The sequence below is a fragment of the Thalassospira profundimaris WP0211 genome, assembly GCF_000300275.1.
Taxonomy (GTDB): domain Bacteria; phylum Pseudomonadota; class Alphaproteobacteria; order Rhodospirillales; family Thalassospiraceae; genus Thalassospira; species Thalassospira profundimaris.
In genome coordinates, this window is sequence record NZ_AMRN01000001.1 from 515,445 (window position 1) to 530,296 (window position 14,852).

Here is a 14,852-nt window from a genome sequence, read left to right on the forward strand (position 1 = left end):
TATGGAGATAGAAAAGAGAATGTGCGGTTGACCGTCAGGCAAGGCGCTCAGGCTTTTGCTGGGGCGTGCGGACGGTTCGAAACCTTGGAGTTGCAAGAAAGGCAGGTCTTTTCATGTTTCTGGATCGAAACACCCCCGATTGATACCCTTGAAAATCGCAATAGTCAAACCGTGATTCGAAAGAACCGGGCAATTTTGCAGCCATTGATACGAAAATATCACATCTCGCCCCCGGCAACCGACCGCATTCCACTGGTCGAAGCCGGGTTTGAGCCGGAATCCTGTGTCCTTTGTCATCGATCCTTTTGCATCAAACTGTCTGGGCCTCGCGCACGGAGGCAAGGAAATCGGCCACTTCCTTGCGCAGGCTGGTCGCAACATTGGCAACCTGATCACAGGCGACGATAACGTGATCGGCGGCCTCGCCAGCATTGTCGGTTGCCTCGCGGATACCGGCAACATTGCCCGAAACCTCTGTCGTGCCTTGCGACGCACGATCAATATTATTGGCAATTTCCGAGGTTGCGGCTTCCTGTTCATTGACCGCGGCTGCCAACGAGGAAGAGGTCGCGTCAATCTGGCCGATTTTTTCGCCAATCCGCGAAAAGGCATCAACCGCGCATTCAGTCGCGTCCTGCAGATTTCCCATCTGTTGGGAAATTTCGTCGGTTGCGCGCGATGTCTGGGTCGCAAGGTTTTTGACCTCGTTGGCGACGACGGCAAATCCCTTGCCGGCCTCGCCGGCACGGGCGGCTTCGATTGTCGCATTAAGGGCCAAAAGATTGGTCTGTTCGGCAATATCGCGGATCAGGCCGATCACCTCGCCGATCTTTTCAGCACCTTCTTTCAGGGCCGTTGCAATGACTTCGGCCTCGCGGGCCTCGTCGGCGGCGGCGGTCGCATTATCCGACGACGCAGAAATCTGCCGGGAAATCTCAAGGATCGAATTGGCCAGCTGTTCGGTGGCCGAGGACACCGCGGCCACATTTTCGGACGCTGATTTCGCGTCATCTGCCACCAGGCGGGCCTTGTCGCGGGTTTTGTCGATGGCCGATGTCATGTCTGAAGACGTGGTGCGCAGACCATCAGTCGACTGGCCGATATCGCCCAGCAAGGCGTTGATCCTGGCTTCAAACCGTTCGGCCAGCCGGCTGACTTTTTCGGCACGAGCAAACCGGGCGGCCTGTTCCTTTTCACTTTGGGCGGCCATTTCCCTGTTCTCGACAAGGCTGTCGCGGAAAAACTGCACCGAACGGGCCATGGCGCCTACCTCATCCCCGCGCGCGGCCCCGGATACCTTGACCGACAGGTCGCCTGCGGTCAGATCGCTCATGGTTTTGGTCATGGCGCGGATCGGTGCAGAAATATCGCGACCGACGATGACAACCAATGTGCATGCAAGTGCGATAATGATCAGCAAACCGGCCAATGTGCCATAAAAATAAAGCTGCGCTTCAGAGAGCTTTTGCGCCGAGAGGGTGACCAGGCTTTGGGCAATATGGTCTTCTATCATCTTGTAAATATTAATCTTTACCGTGATGGTCGCAAACCAGTCTGTCCCCGCAATGCCATTGGTGGTTCCGGTTACCGGGTAACTGAGCGCCACATCACGCAGCTTGTTGACCGCCGCAACCGCCGGGTCCTGCATCGCGCGGTCGTAAAATTCCCTGATCTCTGGTGCGGCCATTTCCTCGAACACAGAGAGATAAGCGTTTTGAAGGGTGATCAGCTCGACAAATCGACGATAAAGGTTGGGTTCGAACTTGCCCATGCCAAACCCGGCCGCACCTGTGGCGCGCTCAAGCCCGCCACGTTCCTTGGCCTGCATGAAATCATTAAAGGCCGCGATCGAGCGGACCAGTTCGGGATCGTTGCTGATTGTGCTCATGACATTGACGGTCGAGAGCATGCCGGAAATGATCGAGGTATAGAAGCGAACCGCCTCGCCAAGCTCGATATCCAGCGCATAAACCTTGGCGCGTGTCTGGGGCACGGTATCAAGCAGCCCGACAAAGACGCCAACCTGCTCTGCCAGACCCGGGTGATAGGCGGAAAGATCAAAGTCGTTTAACGCATTGCGCAAAGACTGAATGCGGGCGTCCGACAAGTTGCGCTGATCGGCAAGTTGCGATCCGAATTGTTCGCCTTTGGAGCCGATAAAGCCCGCCGATGCGCCGCGTTCCTTTTGCAATTCGTGTACGGTCGCACCGAACTGAACCGCAAGTTCGGTCAAGCCACCAATTTTGCCAAGTTCATCCATTTCCCGATAACGGTCGGAAATAATGACGCCGGACAGAACAACAAGTCCCAACAAAGGTGGGATCAGAGAAATCGCAAGTTTCTTGCCAATCTGAATATTCGCAAACATGTAAAGCCCCGTGCATTGTGGAATGCGAGGCCGCCAAATATGCGTTCTTCCAACTCCCGGGGCGCGCAGGTTCTGTATTGATACGATATCGTATCAATTGCCTTTTATTGTTGGTGTGGTGACGCGCCTGGACTTTGTGCGGCGCAAAATAATCAGCGCAGCACATTTGGATATTGTAACCCTTGGATTAAATTCAATGGTTACGTTTCAACTTAAAAGGCGTTCAGGAAATCCTGTTTCACGATGAGCGATGCTGTTCGCGCACAATTTCAAGCATCCGGTTGAGCTGATCCTCGCTCAGGCCGGCGATGCGTTCCGACAGAAGATTGGCCAGTTCGGTGGCCTGCGGTTCCAGACCGGCGGTATCGACGGTAATTTTCGGATGCGAGAGCTGGGCCAGACGTTTGACGTCATCAACCTCGTCCCAGACCAGATTGAAATAACCGCAGATTTGCTGAACCAGACCGGGGCTGGGCCGCCCGCGATGACCGTGTTCAAGCGCGGACAGATAGGCCGGTGACAGCTGAAGTGCGGTTGCCATATCGGTCAGCGTCACGTTGTTGCGCGCACGGAGTTCCCGGATGCGATTGCCAAAAGGTGTCACGGGCGTCTCCGTTTCAACAAGACATAAAAGGCCCCGGCGCCACCGTGCTGGATCTGGGCCTGATGAATGGCAAGGATGCGATTGCGCAGGTTTGGCGCACTCAGCCATTGCGGGGTGCGTTCGCGCAAAAGACCGGTACGGCCATATTCATCAGCGCGCGATCCCTTGCCGGTGATTACGAGAACGCAACGTTTTCCGGCCCGCCAGCTATCTTCGATAAAGGCATTGAGCGCATTATGGGCGACTTCCTGGGTCATGCCATGCAGGTCAATGCGCCCGTCGATCGACATCTTGCCCTTCTGGAATTTATTGGCGGTTGATCGATCAATCCCGTCGGTGACACCGGGTTTCAGTTCGGAAAGGTTCTGTTTTTTGATCTTTGGGCCCCGGTCGGCATGGCGGGCCGAGGGCAGATTGCGCGCAGCCCGGCTTTGTTCGGACTGTTCAAGTTTTTCGCCAAGATTGTCAGGCAGGGTAATCGCGGTATCGCTGGTGTGGATGTCATCATCAGACGCGACCACGTCATCGCCAGCCTTGTGCCTTTTCTTGCGCAAAGGTTTGACGTCACGGGTAAAGACCTCCCACAGGGTCTTTTCGTCATCCGTGACGGTGCGGCGTCGCTTATTTGGTTTCTTCTGACTCATCGACCAAGACAATATGCAAGCGGCGCGGTCCATATACGCAAGGCTTTATCGTCCATTCGATATCACCTGTTTGCAACAGCCCGGTCACCCAAAGGAATGTTCGCGGCATATTGCCGTGTCATTGCTGTTCGCGCAACCGCGCCCGTCGCGCATTTCACCGTCACGGCAACAATATGTTTGCAGGAAAAGCAGGCCAGACCGGGAAAGGTGACCCGACAGGGCTGTGTTTCAGGTGTCGATGTCGGTCAAATCGACACAGGTGACACCGTTATTATCAAGATCAAGCATCGCCTTGAGAAACGCACTGTCGAGATTGGTCGAAAGCCCGTGCATCCGGCGGTTTTCAACAAAAAAGCCGTCGGTCTTGAAGCGATCAAGCTGGGTTTGCAGCCTTTTGATATCGCTTTGCGGCACATCACCACTGATCGCGATATAGAGATAACAGGTGCGATAGGGCTTGAAACCAGTCACATCAGGAATGCTGACTTCGGGATATTCGGCACGGACCTTATCAAGATAATGGCGCAGGATATTGCCACCGATGGCAATCAGATCAACGCGATCAGCCATCATCATCGGCAAAAGAAGTTCTTCCCGCGGCACCATAACCAGTTGTTTGGCCCCACGATCACGAAGATATCCTTCACGCGCCGATCCCATCAGAACCCCGATGCGGGCATCGCGCAGAAGCGTGTCAAACGCCATGTCAGACCAACCGGTATCGACAAAGCCAAACAGGTTCCAGAAGGTCCGGCTGACCGGCCCCACCCATTGGAAGACATCTTCGCGATAATCAATTCGGGTGGTGGGGTAAATTACGTGGCCGACTTCGCGTCCGGCCAGCTCCATCTGCCGTTTCCAGGGCATCTGCGGCACGATTTCAACAGCCAGACCGGCCTTGGTAAACAGTTCGATGGCAAGCGTATCGAAATAGCCTGGCTCCGGCCGGCCCGATGACTGAACCCGGCTGCTTTCAGACAAATGGATGATGTAGGTGCCATCAAACGTGGAGTTTTCTGGAGCTTTTTCGTCAGTGAGTGTCTGGGCGCGAAGATTACCTAAAGCCGTGATCAGCGCACAGACCAAAACCAGCATCGCAAGGAGGCGATTGGCGTATTGAGAAACTATAAGTTCGGAAAACCGCAATGATGGACACCGCTGTTTTCCCATCTTATGCCTCTTGCTTTATAAGCCAGAGCGCATCTTTGACTTTGGCCTCGATATAGGCGCGGTGAGCAGCAAGTTCTTCGTCGCTGATCATATGCGGCCTTGGTTCCAGCCGGTTGCCCCGCGGGCCCAGAACCCGACGCCCGCCGTTATCTTCATCCTGATCACCGTTTAGCGCATTAGGATCAAGCGACAGGCCATGCTGACGGCCGCCCAGAAGTTCCAGATAGACCTGGGCAAGAAGGTCGGAGTCAAGCAGGGCTCCGTGAAGAGTACGGTTGGAGTTATCGATCTTGAACCGGCGACACAGCGCATCGAGGCTGACCGGGGATCCGGGGAATTTCTTGCGCGCCATCTGAACGGTATCAAGGGCGCGTTCCATGGCAATGCGCGGCTTGTTAAGCCATTCGAGCTCGGCATTGAGGAACTTCATATCAAAGCTGGCATTGTGAATGACCAGAACCGAATCCTCGCCAATGAATTCGATGAACTCATCGGCGACCTCGGCAAAGACCGGCTGGTCTTTGAGGAACTCATCGCCCAGACCGTGAACGTCGAATGCTTCCTTGGGCATCGGGCGCTGGGGATTGATATACTGGTGATACTGCCGCCCGGTGGGCATGTGATTGATCAGTTCGATACAGCCGATTTCAACCAGTCTGTGGTCAGCATAGGGATCAAGGCCGGTGGTCTCGGTATCAAGAACAATCTCACGCATGTAGTCGTTATCCAGTCATCAACTGAGTTGGTCGATAATACCCTGAATATATTGAAAAGTGACGGCACGCCCCAACCCGGTCGGGATGATGAAATCAGCGCGCTTTCGCTTTTCGATATCTGGCATCTGTTTCGACAGAATGGCGGAAAATTTTGTCTCCGTCATCCCTTCTCGCGAAAGAACACGCTGGCGTTGTATGAACCCCGGGGCCGATACAACCGCAACATGATCACAGCGCTTTTCACCGGATGTTTCATATAAAAGCGGAATGTCGAGAACAACCAGCTTGCGCCCCAAACGACGCTGAGCGGCAAGAAACCGGTTTTCAGCCGCACGCACCAGCGGATGCAGGATGGTCTCAAGCGTTTTTAGAACATCCGGATTGGCAAAAGCGATCTTGCCCAATGCCTGCCGATCAATCCGGCCATTAACGATCACATCGGGAAAGGCCCTGGCAATCGGGCCAAAGGCAAGGCCATCTGGTGCCATCAATTCATGGGTCGTGGCATCGGCATCATGGACCGGCACACCAAGGTGACGAAACATCGCCGCCGCGGTTGATTTGCCCATGCCGATGGAGCCGGTTAACCCAAGAATTTTCATAATAAGATTACCCTTCGGATCTTAATCAGGCGAAAGAACGAAATCGCGCAGTTCCTGGGTGACTTCGGGATCGATCCCGAACCAGCGATGGAAACCCGGTCGTGCCTGATGGAGCAACATGCCAAGCCCATCAACAATCGGATTGCCGCGGGCCTTGGCCTGCACCAGCAAATCGGTCATCAGCGGCGCATAGACAATATCGGTGACAAGGGCGGTTTGCGGCAGACCGGACAGATCGATCTCAAGCTTGGGCTGGCCGACCATGCCAAGGCTTGTGGTATTGACGACAAGCGACGCGCCATCAAGCGCATCAGGTGCAACCGGCCAGTCAATCACCTTGATCCGCGGGTCCTTGATTTCGGCTGCGACGTCTTCGGCGCGTTTGCGGGTCCGGTTGGCCAGACGAATTTCCGGGCAGCCTTCATCCAGCAAGGCGACCAGAACCGCACGACACGCCCCGCCTGCCCCAAGCACCACCGCCGGACCGCTGGCAAAGGCGATATCGGGGGCTTCCTGGCGCAGGTTTTCAAGGAAGCCAAACCCGTCAGTATTATCGCCCAAAAGACGACCGTCCTTGGCAAACGTCACGGTATTAACCGCGCCGATGCGGCGCGCACGATCGGACAGTTCATCACATTCGGGCATCGCCATTTCCTTTTGCGGAATGGTGACATTGACCCCGGAAAATCCCAGATTGCGCAAGGAAATCAAGGCTGCCTGGAAGTTTTCCGGCTCCACGGGAAGTGGCATATAACAGCCATCAATGCCGTATTTTGCCAGCCAATAGCCATGCAGGCGCGGCGATTTCGAATGCGATACCGGCCAGCCCATCACGCCGGCAAGGCGCGATGTGCCCGATAGGGTGCGATAAGGATTTCGCGAGGTCATTGCGTGCTGTTTCCTGCCAGATGGGTTTTTGATGCGTTTTTGTGATTATGCCTTGAGAACACCGTGATCGCGCAAGAAGCCAATCAGCGGCAGAAGCGGCATGCCCAGCACGGTGAAGTAATCGCCGCGCACCTCGGTAAACAGTTGCGCACCAAGACCTTCAAGCTGATAGCCGCCCACACAGTGATAAATCTCTTCGCCGGCGGCATCGAGATATTCTTCGAGCCATTCATCGGTGAAGTTGCGCACGGTCAGATGGGCGGTATCAATCGTGCCCCAGATGCGCGAGCCTTCCTTATATATAACAGCGGCCGAGACCAGCTTGTGACTTTTGCCCCGCAGGGCCAGGAGTTGCGCACGGGTATTGTCACGGTCCATCGGCTTGTCAAACCAGATGCCATTGCATTCCAGCATCTGATCAGCGGCAATCACAATCGCATCGGGTTGCTGGCGATACATGCGCAGCGCCTTCATTTCGGCCAAGGTTTCCGCGGCCTCGGCCGCCGTCGCACCCTCGGCCTTCATCGCTTGTTTATAGCCATCCTCGTCAATCATCGAGGCGACGGCTTCGCAATTGACACCAGCATTGCTCAACATGGCATGGCGGGCCTTGCTGCTGGATGCGAGAATAAGACGATGGGTGCTGGGCATATGTTTATCCTGTTGGTGCAGCTTAATGACCGCGGCGGTCATACATGGTCGATAAAATGATGGCGGCGGTTTCTTCGATGGACCGGCGGGTCACATTAATGATCTTCCAGCCGCGTTCGGTAAAGTATCGCCGTGCCTGATGAACTTCATCGCGGACTGCGACCGGATCAACATAATCGCCGCCCTCGCCGCGTTCGATCTGGCGCAGGCGGTTTTTGCGGATCGAGACCAGCTGATCAACATCCTTGATTAGGCCAACCACCAGCGGTTTTTTGAGCTGATCAAGTTCCGGCGGCAACGGGCAGCCCGGCACAAACGGAATATTGGCGGTTTTGATGCCGCGATTGGCCAGATAAACCGATGTCGGGGTTTTAGACGTGCGCGAGACACCGACAATCACCACATCAGCGTCTTCCAGATCCCAGCCCGATTGACCGTCATCATGGGTCAGGGTGTAATCAATCGCCTCGATCCGGTTGAAATATTCCTCGTCCATTTTATGGAGCGCACCGGTGCGGCCGTGCGATTGCTGGCCGAGATACCCCGCCATCATGGTGACCGTGTTATCAAGCACGTGGCTGTGCGGGACCTGCAGGCGGCGACAGCCTTCTTCGAGCTTGCGGCGGATGTCGCTGTCAAAAACGGTGTAAAGAACGATGCCGGGATTGCGTTCGATATCGGCCAAGACCCGCGCCAGCTGGGCATCGGTCCGGATCAGTGACCAGACATGTTCATGAGCACGCACATCGGGAAATTGCGCGACACAGGCACGCGCAATGCCATCGACTGTCTCGCCGGTTGAGTCCGAGACCAGATGAAGATGGAAAATTTTGTCCGTCCCGACCATGCCTGTCCGTTTCTTTGGTCAATTTTTGGCGAGCCAAGCGAAATCTTATCCACTTTTTGCCGACCAAACGATTTTTCTAACTTTATTCAAACAACGTTACGGCTGTTCAAAATACCGATCACTAACCGAATGGATAAGAGTTTTATTGCAACCCGAAGTTAGCGGATCGGAGTCGGCCCTGTGGATAAATGTGGATAACGGGTGCGACTCCGGCCCGATTTTTTCCACAGAAATTATCCTCCCACCCATACAAAGTTTCTCAAGTGCTCTGTCCCGAGCGGGATAAGTGCCAAATTTTTCCCGTAATAACAGGGATAAGACTGCAAAAACCAGACTTATTCACCTTATCCCCATTATTCAAAAACGTCTTTTCCCGAGGCAGAGTCTGGGAGTCGTTCGGAGTCGTACACAGTTTTCCCCAAGGCCGGTTGAGATGAATCATTTTTCCCGAGTCGGAATGTGAATAAACTGTGCGTGAAATTTAATCCCTGTTATCCACAGGGAACCACTCACAAACAACATCCTTTTTTATTAAATAAGGTTTTGTTAGGCAGAACGTGGAAAACGTCTTGGCAAAGGCCCCAGGGCACATTTCACGAAATAACAAAGCCGGTTCTGACAGGTGGCCGAACGCAACGTGTCAGGCCAAAGATCAAAAAAGCGATCGGGACAGAGAAACAGGAAACCAGATGCCTAACACCCAAAAGACCTTCTTGCGTGCCCTTGCCGGTGAAACCTTGCCGGTACCGCCGATCTGGCTGATGCGCCAAGCTGGTCGCTATTTGCCAGAATACCGCGCAACCCGCGCAGAAGCAGGCTCTTTCCTTGATCTTTGCTATAATCCTGATCTTGCTTGCGAAGTTACGTTGCAGCCGCTGCGGCGCTTTGACTTCGATGCGGCGATATTGTTCTCCGATATCCTCGTTATACCGCAGGCACTTGGACAGCATTTGGCCTTCAAGCAGGGAGAAGGCCCACAGCTTGAGGCTATCAGAGATGCTTCAGGCCTTGGCAAGCTTTCAGTTGAAGGCATTCACGACACGCTTGGTCCGATCTATGAGACGGTTTCAAAGCTTTCACACGCCATTCCATCAAGCACAGCACTGATCGGCTTTGCCGGTGCGCCCTGGACCGTTGCGACCTACATGGTCGAGGGCAAGGGTTCCAAGGACTTCCCGAATATCCGCCGCTTTGCCTATGGCGATCCGGATGGTTTTGCCAAACTGATCGATATTCTGGTCGAGGCGACCACGCAATATTTGCTGAAACAGGTTGAGGCAGGCGCAGAATGCATTCAGCTGTTTGAAACCTGGGGCGGAGTGTTGTCCGAGACTGGCTTTAATCGCTGGGTGATCGAGCCGACCAAACAGATCGTTGCCAATTTGCGCGCCGTGCACCCGGATCTGCCGATTATCGGCTTCCCGCGTGGCTGTGGTTTGCATCTGTTTGATTTCAAAAAGAAAACCGGTGTGACCGCGGTTGGCCTTGATAGCGGGGTGAAACTGGACTGGGTGGCGGAAAACCTTCAGAAACTGGGGCCAGTACAGGGCAATCTTGACCCGATGTTTCTGATCACGGGCGGTGATCCGATGTTTGATGAAACCAAACGCATCCTTGATACGCTGGGCAAGGGGCCGTTCATCTTCAACCTTGGCCATGGCATCACGCCGGAAACGCCGCCGGAACATGTTGGCCAGCTGGTCGACTTCATCCGCGATTACAAAGGATAAATGCCGGCAATTGCTGCATTTTATTTTGTGATTTTTGAAATCAATCAAATCGATTGAAAAATTCAATGCGTATAGTGGGCTAAGTTTGTTGCGCTGTGGACCTGTTTGACCAAAATAGGCCCCGGAGCGCGACGGATTTACATATATTCCGGTTTGTCGGGAACCGGTTGAAACACGCTGTGCCATGAAGGATAGCCAAATGTCCGAAACGACGCGCAAGAAACGCGCCATTGTTCTTTTCAATCTGGGTGGTCCGGACAGTCCGGCAGCCGTTGAGCCGTTTCTGTTCAACCTGTTTAACGATCCGGCGATCATCAGCCTGCCCAATCCGTTCCGGTTCTTGCTGGCCAAGCTGATTTCGCGTCGCCGTGCACCGATTGCGCGCGAGATTTATGATCATATCGGTGGCAAGTCGCCGCTTCTGGAACTGACCCAGGAGCAGGCTGATGCCTTGCAAACGGCGCTCAATGGCGAAGATGACGGTTATGAAAACCGTTGTTTTATCGCCATGCGCTATTGGAAGCCGTTTGCCGATGATACCGCAGCCGCGGTCAAGGCATGGGGCGCGGACGAACAGATTTTGCTGCCGCTTTATCCGCAATTTTCCACTACCACCAGCGGATCGTCGGTCAAGGACTGGAAACGGGCCTGTGCCAAGGTTGGACTGACATCCCCGATCAAGACCGCGTGCTGCTATCCGACCAATCCGGGCTTTATTGAGGCCTCGGCCGAGATGATCAAGGCGGGCTATGAACGCGCATTGGTCAAGGCCACCGAACTTGGCATTGATAAGCCGCGCATCCTGTTTTCCGCCCATGGCGTGCCCAAAGCGGTGATTACCAAGCGCGGTGACCCTTATCAGTCGCAGATCGAAAAAACCTCGGCCACCGTGGTCGAGAAAATGGCGATCGAAGGATTGGACTGGAACGTTTGTTATCAAAGCCGGGTCGGGCCGATGGAATGGATTGGCCCATCGACCGAGGACGAGATCGAGCGTGCTGGCAAGGAAAACAAGGGTATCGTTGTGGTGCCGATCGCCTTTGTCACCGAGCATTCGGAAACCCTGGTCGAGCTTGATATCGAATATGGCGAACTGGCGCATGAAAAACACGTGCCGATCTATGAGCGCGTGCGCACCGTCTGTTCCCATCCGAAGTTTATTGCCGGACTTGTTTCGGTTGTAAAACAAACACAAGACGAGCTCGATGAAAAAGGACCGGATGACTACACGGTCGAAACGCGCGGCTGGTGGTGCCCGGATGAACATTCCTGCGCGGTCGCCAAGCAGCCATCGTTGAAACCTGCCGGGGCCTGAATTGGCCTAGATCACAGTTATAACGCCAATCGGGCCGGTTCTGTTTTTGGATCGGCCTGATTGCTGTTATGGTCGGGAAAATTCAAAAAATTCGCCGCTTGCGCGGGCTTTAACCTGCCGACCCTGATCGTCACATCCAGAGAAGAGAGAGATGGATAGCTACAGCATTATCAAATCCCTGCATGTCATCAGCGTGATCGCCTGGATGGCGGGTCTTCTTTATCTGCCAAGGCTTTATGTCTATCACTGCGAAGTCGCGCCGGGCTCGGAAGCCAGCGAGAAGTTCAAGGTGATGGAACGCCGCCTTTTGCGGGCCATCATGAACCCGGCAATGATCGCGACCTGGATTTTTGGCGGCTATCTGATCCATGCGGCCGGTGTGATGACCGAAGGCTGGTTCCACGTCAAACTTCTGTGTGTGGTTCTGATGACCATCGCGCACATGATGATGGCGCGTTACCGCCGGGCGTTTGAGGCGGATGCCAATACGAAATCGCAGAAATTCTATCGCATTTTCAACGAAGTACCGACGATCCTGATGATCATTGTCGTCTTCATGGTGATCGCTCGTCCCTTCTGATCGGGCCTGTTTGACGACCCATCAGCAAAAACGTTTCGATTTTAAAATAAAAAGGCCGCCAAACTGGCGGCCTTTGTTATGTCATCGTTTTGGTATCGAACCAAAAGCCGATGGATGAGGTCAATCAGGCGTTACCAGCCGGCTGACCTTCCATCTTGGATGCGAATTTCTTGCGGAAAAGATCAGCAAAATCAATCTGCTGCATCATCAGCGGCGGGAAGCCACCGTCTGCGGTCAGGTCTGCGACGATCTTGCGGACATACGGGAACAGCAGGCGCGGAACTTCGATCATCAGAACCGGCAGGCGGTGTTCGTCAGAAACATTCAGCGTCACAACGCAGCCATACTGCAGTTCGGCAATGAAGGCCACCTTGTCGCCAACGTCGGCTTTGACGTTGATCTTGATGGTAACTTCGTGAAGTTTCTGGTCCTGGGTGGTGCGGGCCTCAACATCAACGTCGATATTGATTTTCGGCTGCTGCTGCAGGGCAACGCTTTCCGGTGCGTTCGGGTTTTCGAACGACAGATCCTTAATGTACTGGGTGTGGATCGTGATCGGATTTGCGGCCGGCTGCTGCTTCTGTTCTGCTGCGCCTTCTGCACCGGTGGTATTCTCGGCCATTAAAGTCTAGCTCCCTTAGAGGTCATTTCGTCTTGATCAGAAAAAAGCTTTCGGCCTGCAGGCTTTGCCTTGGCTGAAATGCTTATTACTGACGCCGCCCCGTTGCGGCAGATAAATTGGACTTGTTGGCCTAGCACGTCTGGCGTGCACGGGCAAGCCAATCAGAGCGGGTCAAAGCCCTTATCAAAGCCCGTGTTTCCGGGGGTTTGGTTGTCCTGATTATTGCCAAAGGCCTTTGAATCAAAGAAGGCTGACCGGGGGTGTCGGTCAACCTTCTGATTTTGTGATTTTCGTATGGATTCAGCGCGTCTCGTCACGCGGGGGCAAATTGCGCGGTGTTTCGGGATTGTCGCCCGGATCGTTGCTGCTATCGGTGTCGTTTGACGGATCGTTCGGGCTGACATCTTCGAAATCGCCATCAATGATCGGCCCGGCACCGCGTGGCCGTGCTCCGCTAGGTCCACCGGCGCCATGTCCGCCGGGCCCATTCGGTCCGCGCCCGTTTGGCCCGCCTTGGGTACCGCTGGAATAAGTCGCACCGCGGAAGTTTGTCCGGATATTGCCCGACTGGACCAGCTTCATGATGACCTTGGCCCCGATCAGCTGGCGCAGCGGCGGGACAAGCAACAGGAAGCCAAAGGTGTCGGTGACAAAGCCCGGGGTCAGAAGCAACACACCGGCAATCAGAATGCAGATGCCGTCAAACAGGGCCCCAATGGGCATTTCGCCCTGATCCATCTGGCTTTGCGCCTTGGCCAGGGTTTGTAACCCCTGGGCGCGCATCAGGGACGTGCCGATGATGGCTGTGAGAACAACCACGCCAATGGTCGGCCATAGCCCGATCAGTTCGCCGGCCTGAATGAAGACCGCGATTTCGATGATTGGCATGGCGACGAATATCGCGAGAAAGTAAAAGCCCATTGTTTCTCCGTTTACTGGCGATCGATTGCCTGTATGCGCCGAAAATGTCGTATTATCACATGCATTTTACGGCCAAAGCTGACGTCTTGCTGAAACTATTGCAGAAAACAACTTGGTTTTCAGCGATTTCTCATTAATCTGCACACTTAAGTTCGTTGGTTAGTTGGTGGGAACGCTAATGTGACAACGCGACAAAAATGCGGCAGATCGTCATCTTGGCCTTGCCCCGGCGCATATCGCACCGGTGAAGGGTGAAGATGATCACATCTTGCCGGGTAATCGGCAGTTGCCCTTGCATTTGGTTAAGTTCATACCATCTCTCCACCACGGTTGTGATATACAGACAACCAGTTTGAAACCATTAGGATCACGAGACCGTCTTGCAGTATTTCGATATATTCTTATTCGCTCTGATTGCGGTTTTCCTTGTGCTGCGTTTGCGTGGCGTGCTTGGCCGTCGCACCGGCAATGAAAAGCAGGGGCCGTCCGATATCTTTGGCCGTCAGACTCATGACAATGAAGGCCAGAAAGACGCCGCAGCTCAGACCGATAATGTTTATCGCCTGCCGGACTCCGGTAACGATCAGGATGCGGCAGATGTTCCTTCGGGCACGTTTGCAACCCTGCAGGAGATCCAGAAGCACGATCCGAACTTTACCCAGCAGGACTTCCTGAATGGCGCGCGCATGGCGTTCGAAATGATTGTCGAATACTTTGCCAAGGGCGACAAGGATGGCCTGAACCCGTTGCTTTCGGCCGAGGTTTACAAAAACTTTGCCGCCGCCATCGATGCCCGCGCTGAAAAGGGCGAGCACGAGGAAACCACCCTGGTCGGTATCAAGAGCGCGTCGATCCATGACGCCAGCCTTGAAGGCCGCACCGCTTATGTCACGGTCAAGTTCGTGTCCGAGGAAGTCTCGGTCATTCGCAATGCCGAGGGCGATGTTGTCGATGGCGACCCCAACAAGGTGGTCGAGGCCGAAGACCTTTGGACATTTGCGCGCAATATCGAAAGCCGCGATCCGAACTGGCAGCTGGTTGCGACCGAAACCCCGGAAGAAGAAACCGCCGATTAACGCGGGTTTCGCAAAGACCAAACATATCAAAGGCGATCCGATAAACCGGGTCGCCTTTTTTCATGTCCGCATGGTAACGAGCACGCGCAATTATCGGCTTGTTAAGCATGTCAGGGGC

Annotated in this window: 15 protein-coding genes; 4 read left to right on the forward strand and 11 right to left on the reverse strand. The window is 54.4% G+C overall.

Annotation, left to right across the window (positions count from 1 at the left end; translation table 11 throughout):
• Positions 1–310 precede the first annotated feature (310 nt).
• The 9 genes from TH2_RS02220 to TH2_RS02260 form a co-directional block, all read right to left on the reverse strand.
• Complete coding sequence (locus tag TH2_RS02220) at positions 311–2,368, reverse strand: methyl-accepting chemotaxis protein (protein ID WP_008888762.1); 2,058 nt, start codon at positions 2,366–2,368, stop codon at positions 311–313.
• A gap of 238 nt (positions 2,369–2,606) precedes the next feature.
• The gene (locus TH2_RS02225) at positions 2,607–2,972 is read right to left on the reverse strand and encodes a helix-turn-helix domain-containing protein (RefSeq protein ID WP_008888763.1); all 366 of its coding nucleotides are present in this window, start codon (positions 2,970–2,972) and stop codon (positions 2,607–2,609) included.
• Positions 2,969–3,616, reverse strand: a complete 648-nt coding sequence (locus TH2_RS02230; protein WP_008888764.1) for a Smr/MutS family protein — start codon at positions 3,614–3,616, stop codon at positions 2,969–2,971. Before TH2_RS02230 ends, TH2_RS02225 begins: the two co-directional genes overlap by 4 nt.
• Before the next feature lie 228 nt (positions 3,617–3,844).
• On the reverse strand, positions 3,845–4,711 hold the full coding sequence (locus TH2_RS02235) for a substrate-binding periplasmic protein (RefSeq protein WP_157193770.1): 867 nt from the start codon (positions 4,709–4,711) through the stop codon (positions 3,845–3,847).
• Positions 4,712–4,787: 76 nt separating this feature from the next.
• Positions 4,788–5,501 carry a DNA polymerase III subunit epsilon gene (dnaQ, locus tag TH2_RS02240; RefSeq protein ID WP_008888766.1) on the reverse strand — a complete coding sequence of 238 codons (714 nt, stop codon included), beginning with the start codon at positions 5,499–5,501 and terminating at the stop codon, positions 4,788–4,790.
• Between the two features lie 18 nt (positions 5,502–5,519).
• Entirely contained in the window at positions 5,520–6,104 is a 585-nt protein-coding gene (coaE, locus tag TH2_RS02245) for a dephospho-CoA kinase (protein WP_008888767.1), read from the reverse strand.
• Positions 6,105–6,125: 21 nt separating this feature from the next.
• Positions 6,126–6,992 carry a shikimate dehydrogenase gene (locus tag TH2_RS02250; RefSeq protein WP_008888768.1) on the reverse strand — a complete coding sequence of 289 codons (867 nt, stop codon included), beginning with the start codon at positions 6,990–6,992 and terminating at the stop codon, positions 6,126–6,128.
• 45 nt (positions 6,993–7,037) lie between these two features.
• A complete protein-coding gene (locus tag TH2_RS02255; protein ID WP_008888769.1) occupies positions 7,038–7,643 on the reverse strand; it encodes a Maf family protein in 606 nt (201 codons plus the stop codon).
• Positions 7,644–7,665: 22 nt separating this feature from the next.
• Positions 7,666–8,490: a pyruvate, water dikinase regulatory protein gene (locus TH2_RS02260; protein ID WP_008888770.1), complete on the reverse strand. Its 825-nt coding sequence runs from the start codon at positions 8,488–8,490 to the stop codon at positions 7,666–7,668.
• A 689-nt stretch (positions 8,491–9,179) separates the two neighbouring features.
• On the opposite strand from TH2_RS02260, the gene hemE reads away from it, so the two are divergent.
• From hemE to hemJ, 3 genes are all read left to right on the forward strand, one after another.
• Positions 9,180–10,220 carry a uroporphyrinogen decarboxylase gene (gene hemE / locus TH2_RS02265; protein ID WP_008888771.1) on the forward strand — a complete coding sequence of 347 codons (1,041 nt, stop codon included), beginning with the start codon at positions 9,180–9,182 and terminating at the stop codon, positions 10,218–10,220.
• A gap of 199 nt (positions 10,221–10,419) precedes the next feature.
• A complete protein-coding gene (gene hemH / locus TH2_RS02270; protein WP_008888772.1) occupies positions 10,420–11,535 on the forward strand; it encodes a ferrochelatase in 1,116 nt (371 codons plus the stop codon).
• 151 nt (positions 11,536–11,686) lie between these two features.
• Positions 11,687–12,115, forward strand: a complete 429-nt coding sequence (hemJ, locus tag TH2_RS02275) for a protoporphyrinogen oxidase HemJ (protein ID WP_008888773.1) — start codon at positions 11,687–11,689, stop codon at positions 12,113–12,115.
• A 124-nt stretch (positions 12,116–12,239) separates the two neighbouring features.
• Here the strand turns inward: hemJ and secB are convergent, their stop codons facing one another.
• Positions 12,240–12,737 (reverse strand): protein-export chaperone SecB, encoded by a 498-nt coding sequence (gene secB / locus TH2_RS02280; RefSeq protein WP_008888774.1) that lies wholly within the window; start codon positions 12,735–12,737, stop codon positions 12,240–12,242.
• 300 nt (positions 12,738–13,037) lie between these two features.
• Complete coding sequence (locus tag TH2_RS02285) at positions 13,038–13,658, reverse strand: FxsA family protein (protein WP_008888775.1); 621 nt, start codon at positions 13,656–13,658, stop codon at positions 13,038–13,040.
• Between the two features lie 380 nt (positions 13,659–14,038).
• Between TH2_RS02285 and TH2_RS02290 the strand changes: the two genes are divergently transcribed.
• Complete coding sequence (locus TH2_RS02290) at positions 14,039–14,734, forward strand: Tim44/TimA family putative adaptor protein (protein ID WP_008888776.1); 696 nt, start codon at positions 14,039–14,041, stop codon at positions 14,732–14,734.
• Positions 14,735–14,852 lie beyond the last annotated feature (118 nt).

Bases quoted from the DNA above. Each gene is read 5' to 3' on its own strand.
- TH2_RS02260 (WP_008888770.1), bottom strand. From the start codon at position 8,490: ATGGTCGGGACGGACAAAATTTTCCATCTTCATCTGGTCTCGGACTCA.
- TH2_RS02285 (WP_008888775.1), bottom strand. From the start codon at position 13,658: ATGGGCTTTTACTTTCTCGCGATATTCGTCGCCATGCCAATCATCGAA.
- coaE (WP_008888767.1), bottom strand. From the start codon at position 6,104: ATGAAAATTCTTGGGTTAACCGGCTCCATCGGCATGGGCAAATCAACC.
- secB (WP_008888774.1), bottom strand. From the start codon at position 12,737: ATGGCCGAGAATACCACCGGTGCAGAAGGCGCAGCAGAACAGAAGCAG.
- TH2_RS02220 (WP_008888762.1), bottom strand. From the start codon at position 2,368: ATGTTTGCGAATATTCAGATTGGCAAGAAACTTGCGATTTCTCTGATC.
- hemE (WP_008888771.1), top strand. From the start codon at position 9,180: ATGCCTAACACCCAAAAGACCTTCTTGCGTGCCCTTGCCGGTGAAACC.
- TH2_RS02230 (WP_008888764.1), bottom strand. From the start codon at position 3,616: ATGAGTCAGAAGAAACCAAATAAGCGACGCCGCACCGTCACGGATGAC.
- TH2_RS02235 (WP_157193770.1), bottom strand. From the start codon at position 4,711: ATGCTGGTTTTGGTCTGTGCGCTGATCACGGCTTTAGGTAATCTTCGC.
- TH2_RS02255 (WP_008888769.1), bottom strand. From the start codon at position 7,643: ATGCCCAGCACCCATCGTCTTATTCTCGCATCCAGCAGCAAGGCCCGC.
- hemJ (WP_008888773.1), top strand. From the start codon at position 11,687: ATGGATAGCTACAGCATTATCAAATCCCTGCATGTCATCAGCGTGATC.
- TH2_RS02250 (WP_008888768.1), bottom strand. From the start codon at position 6,992: ATGACCTCGCGAAATCCTTATCGCACCCTATCGGGCACATCGCGCCTT.
- hemH (WP_008888772.1), top strand. From the start codon at position 10,420: ATGTCCGAAACGACGCGCAAGAAACGCGCCATTGTTCTTTTCAATCTG.
- dnaQ (WP_008888766.1), bottom strand. From the start codon at position 5,501: ATGCGTGAGATTGTTCTTGATACCGAGACCACCGGCCTTGATCCCTAT.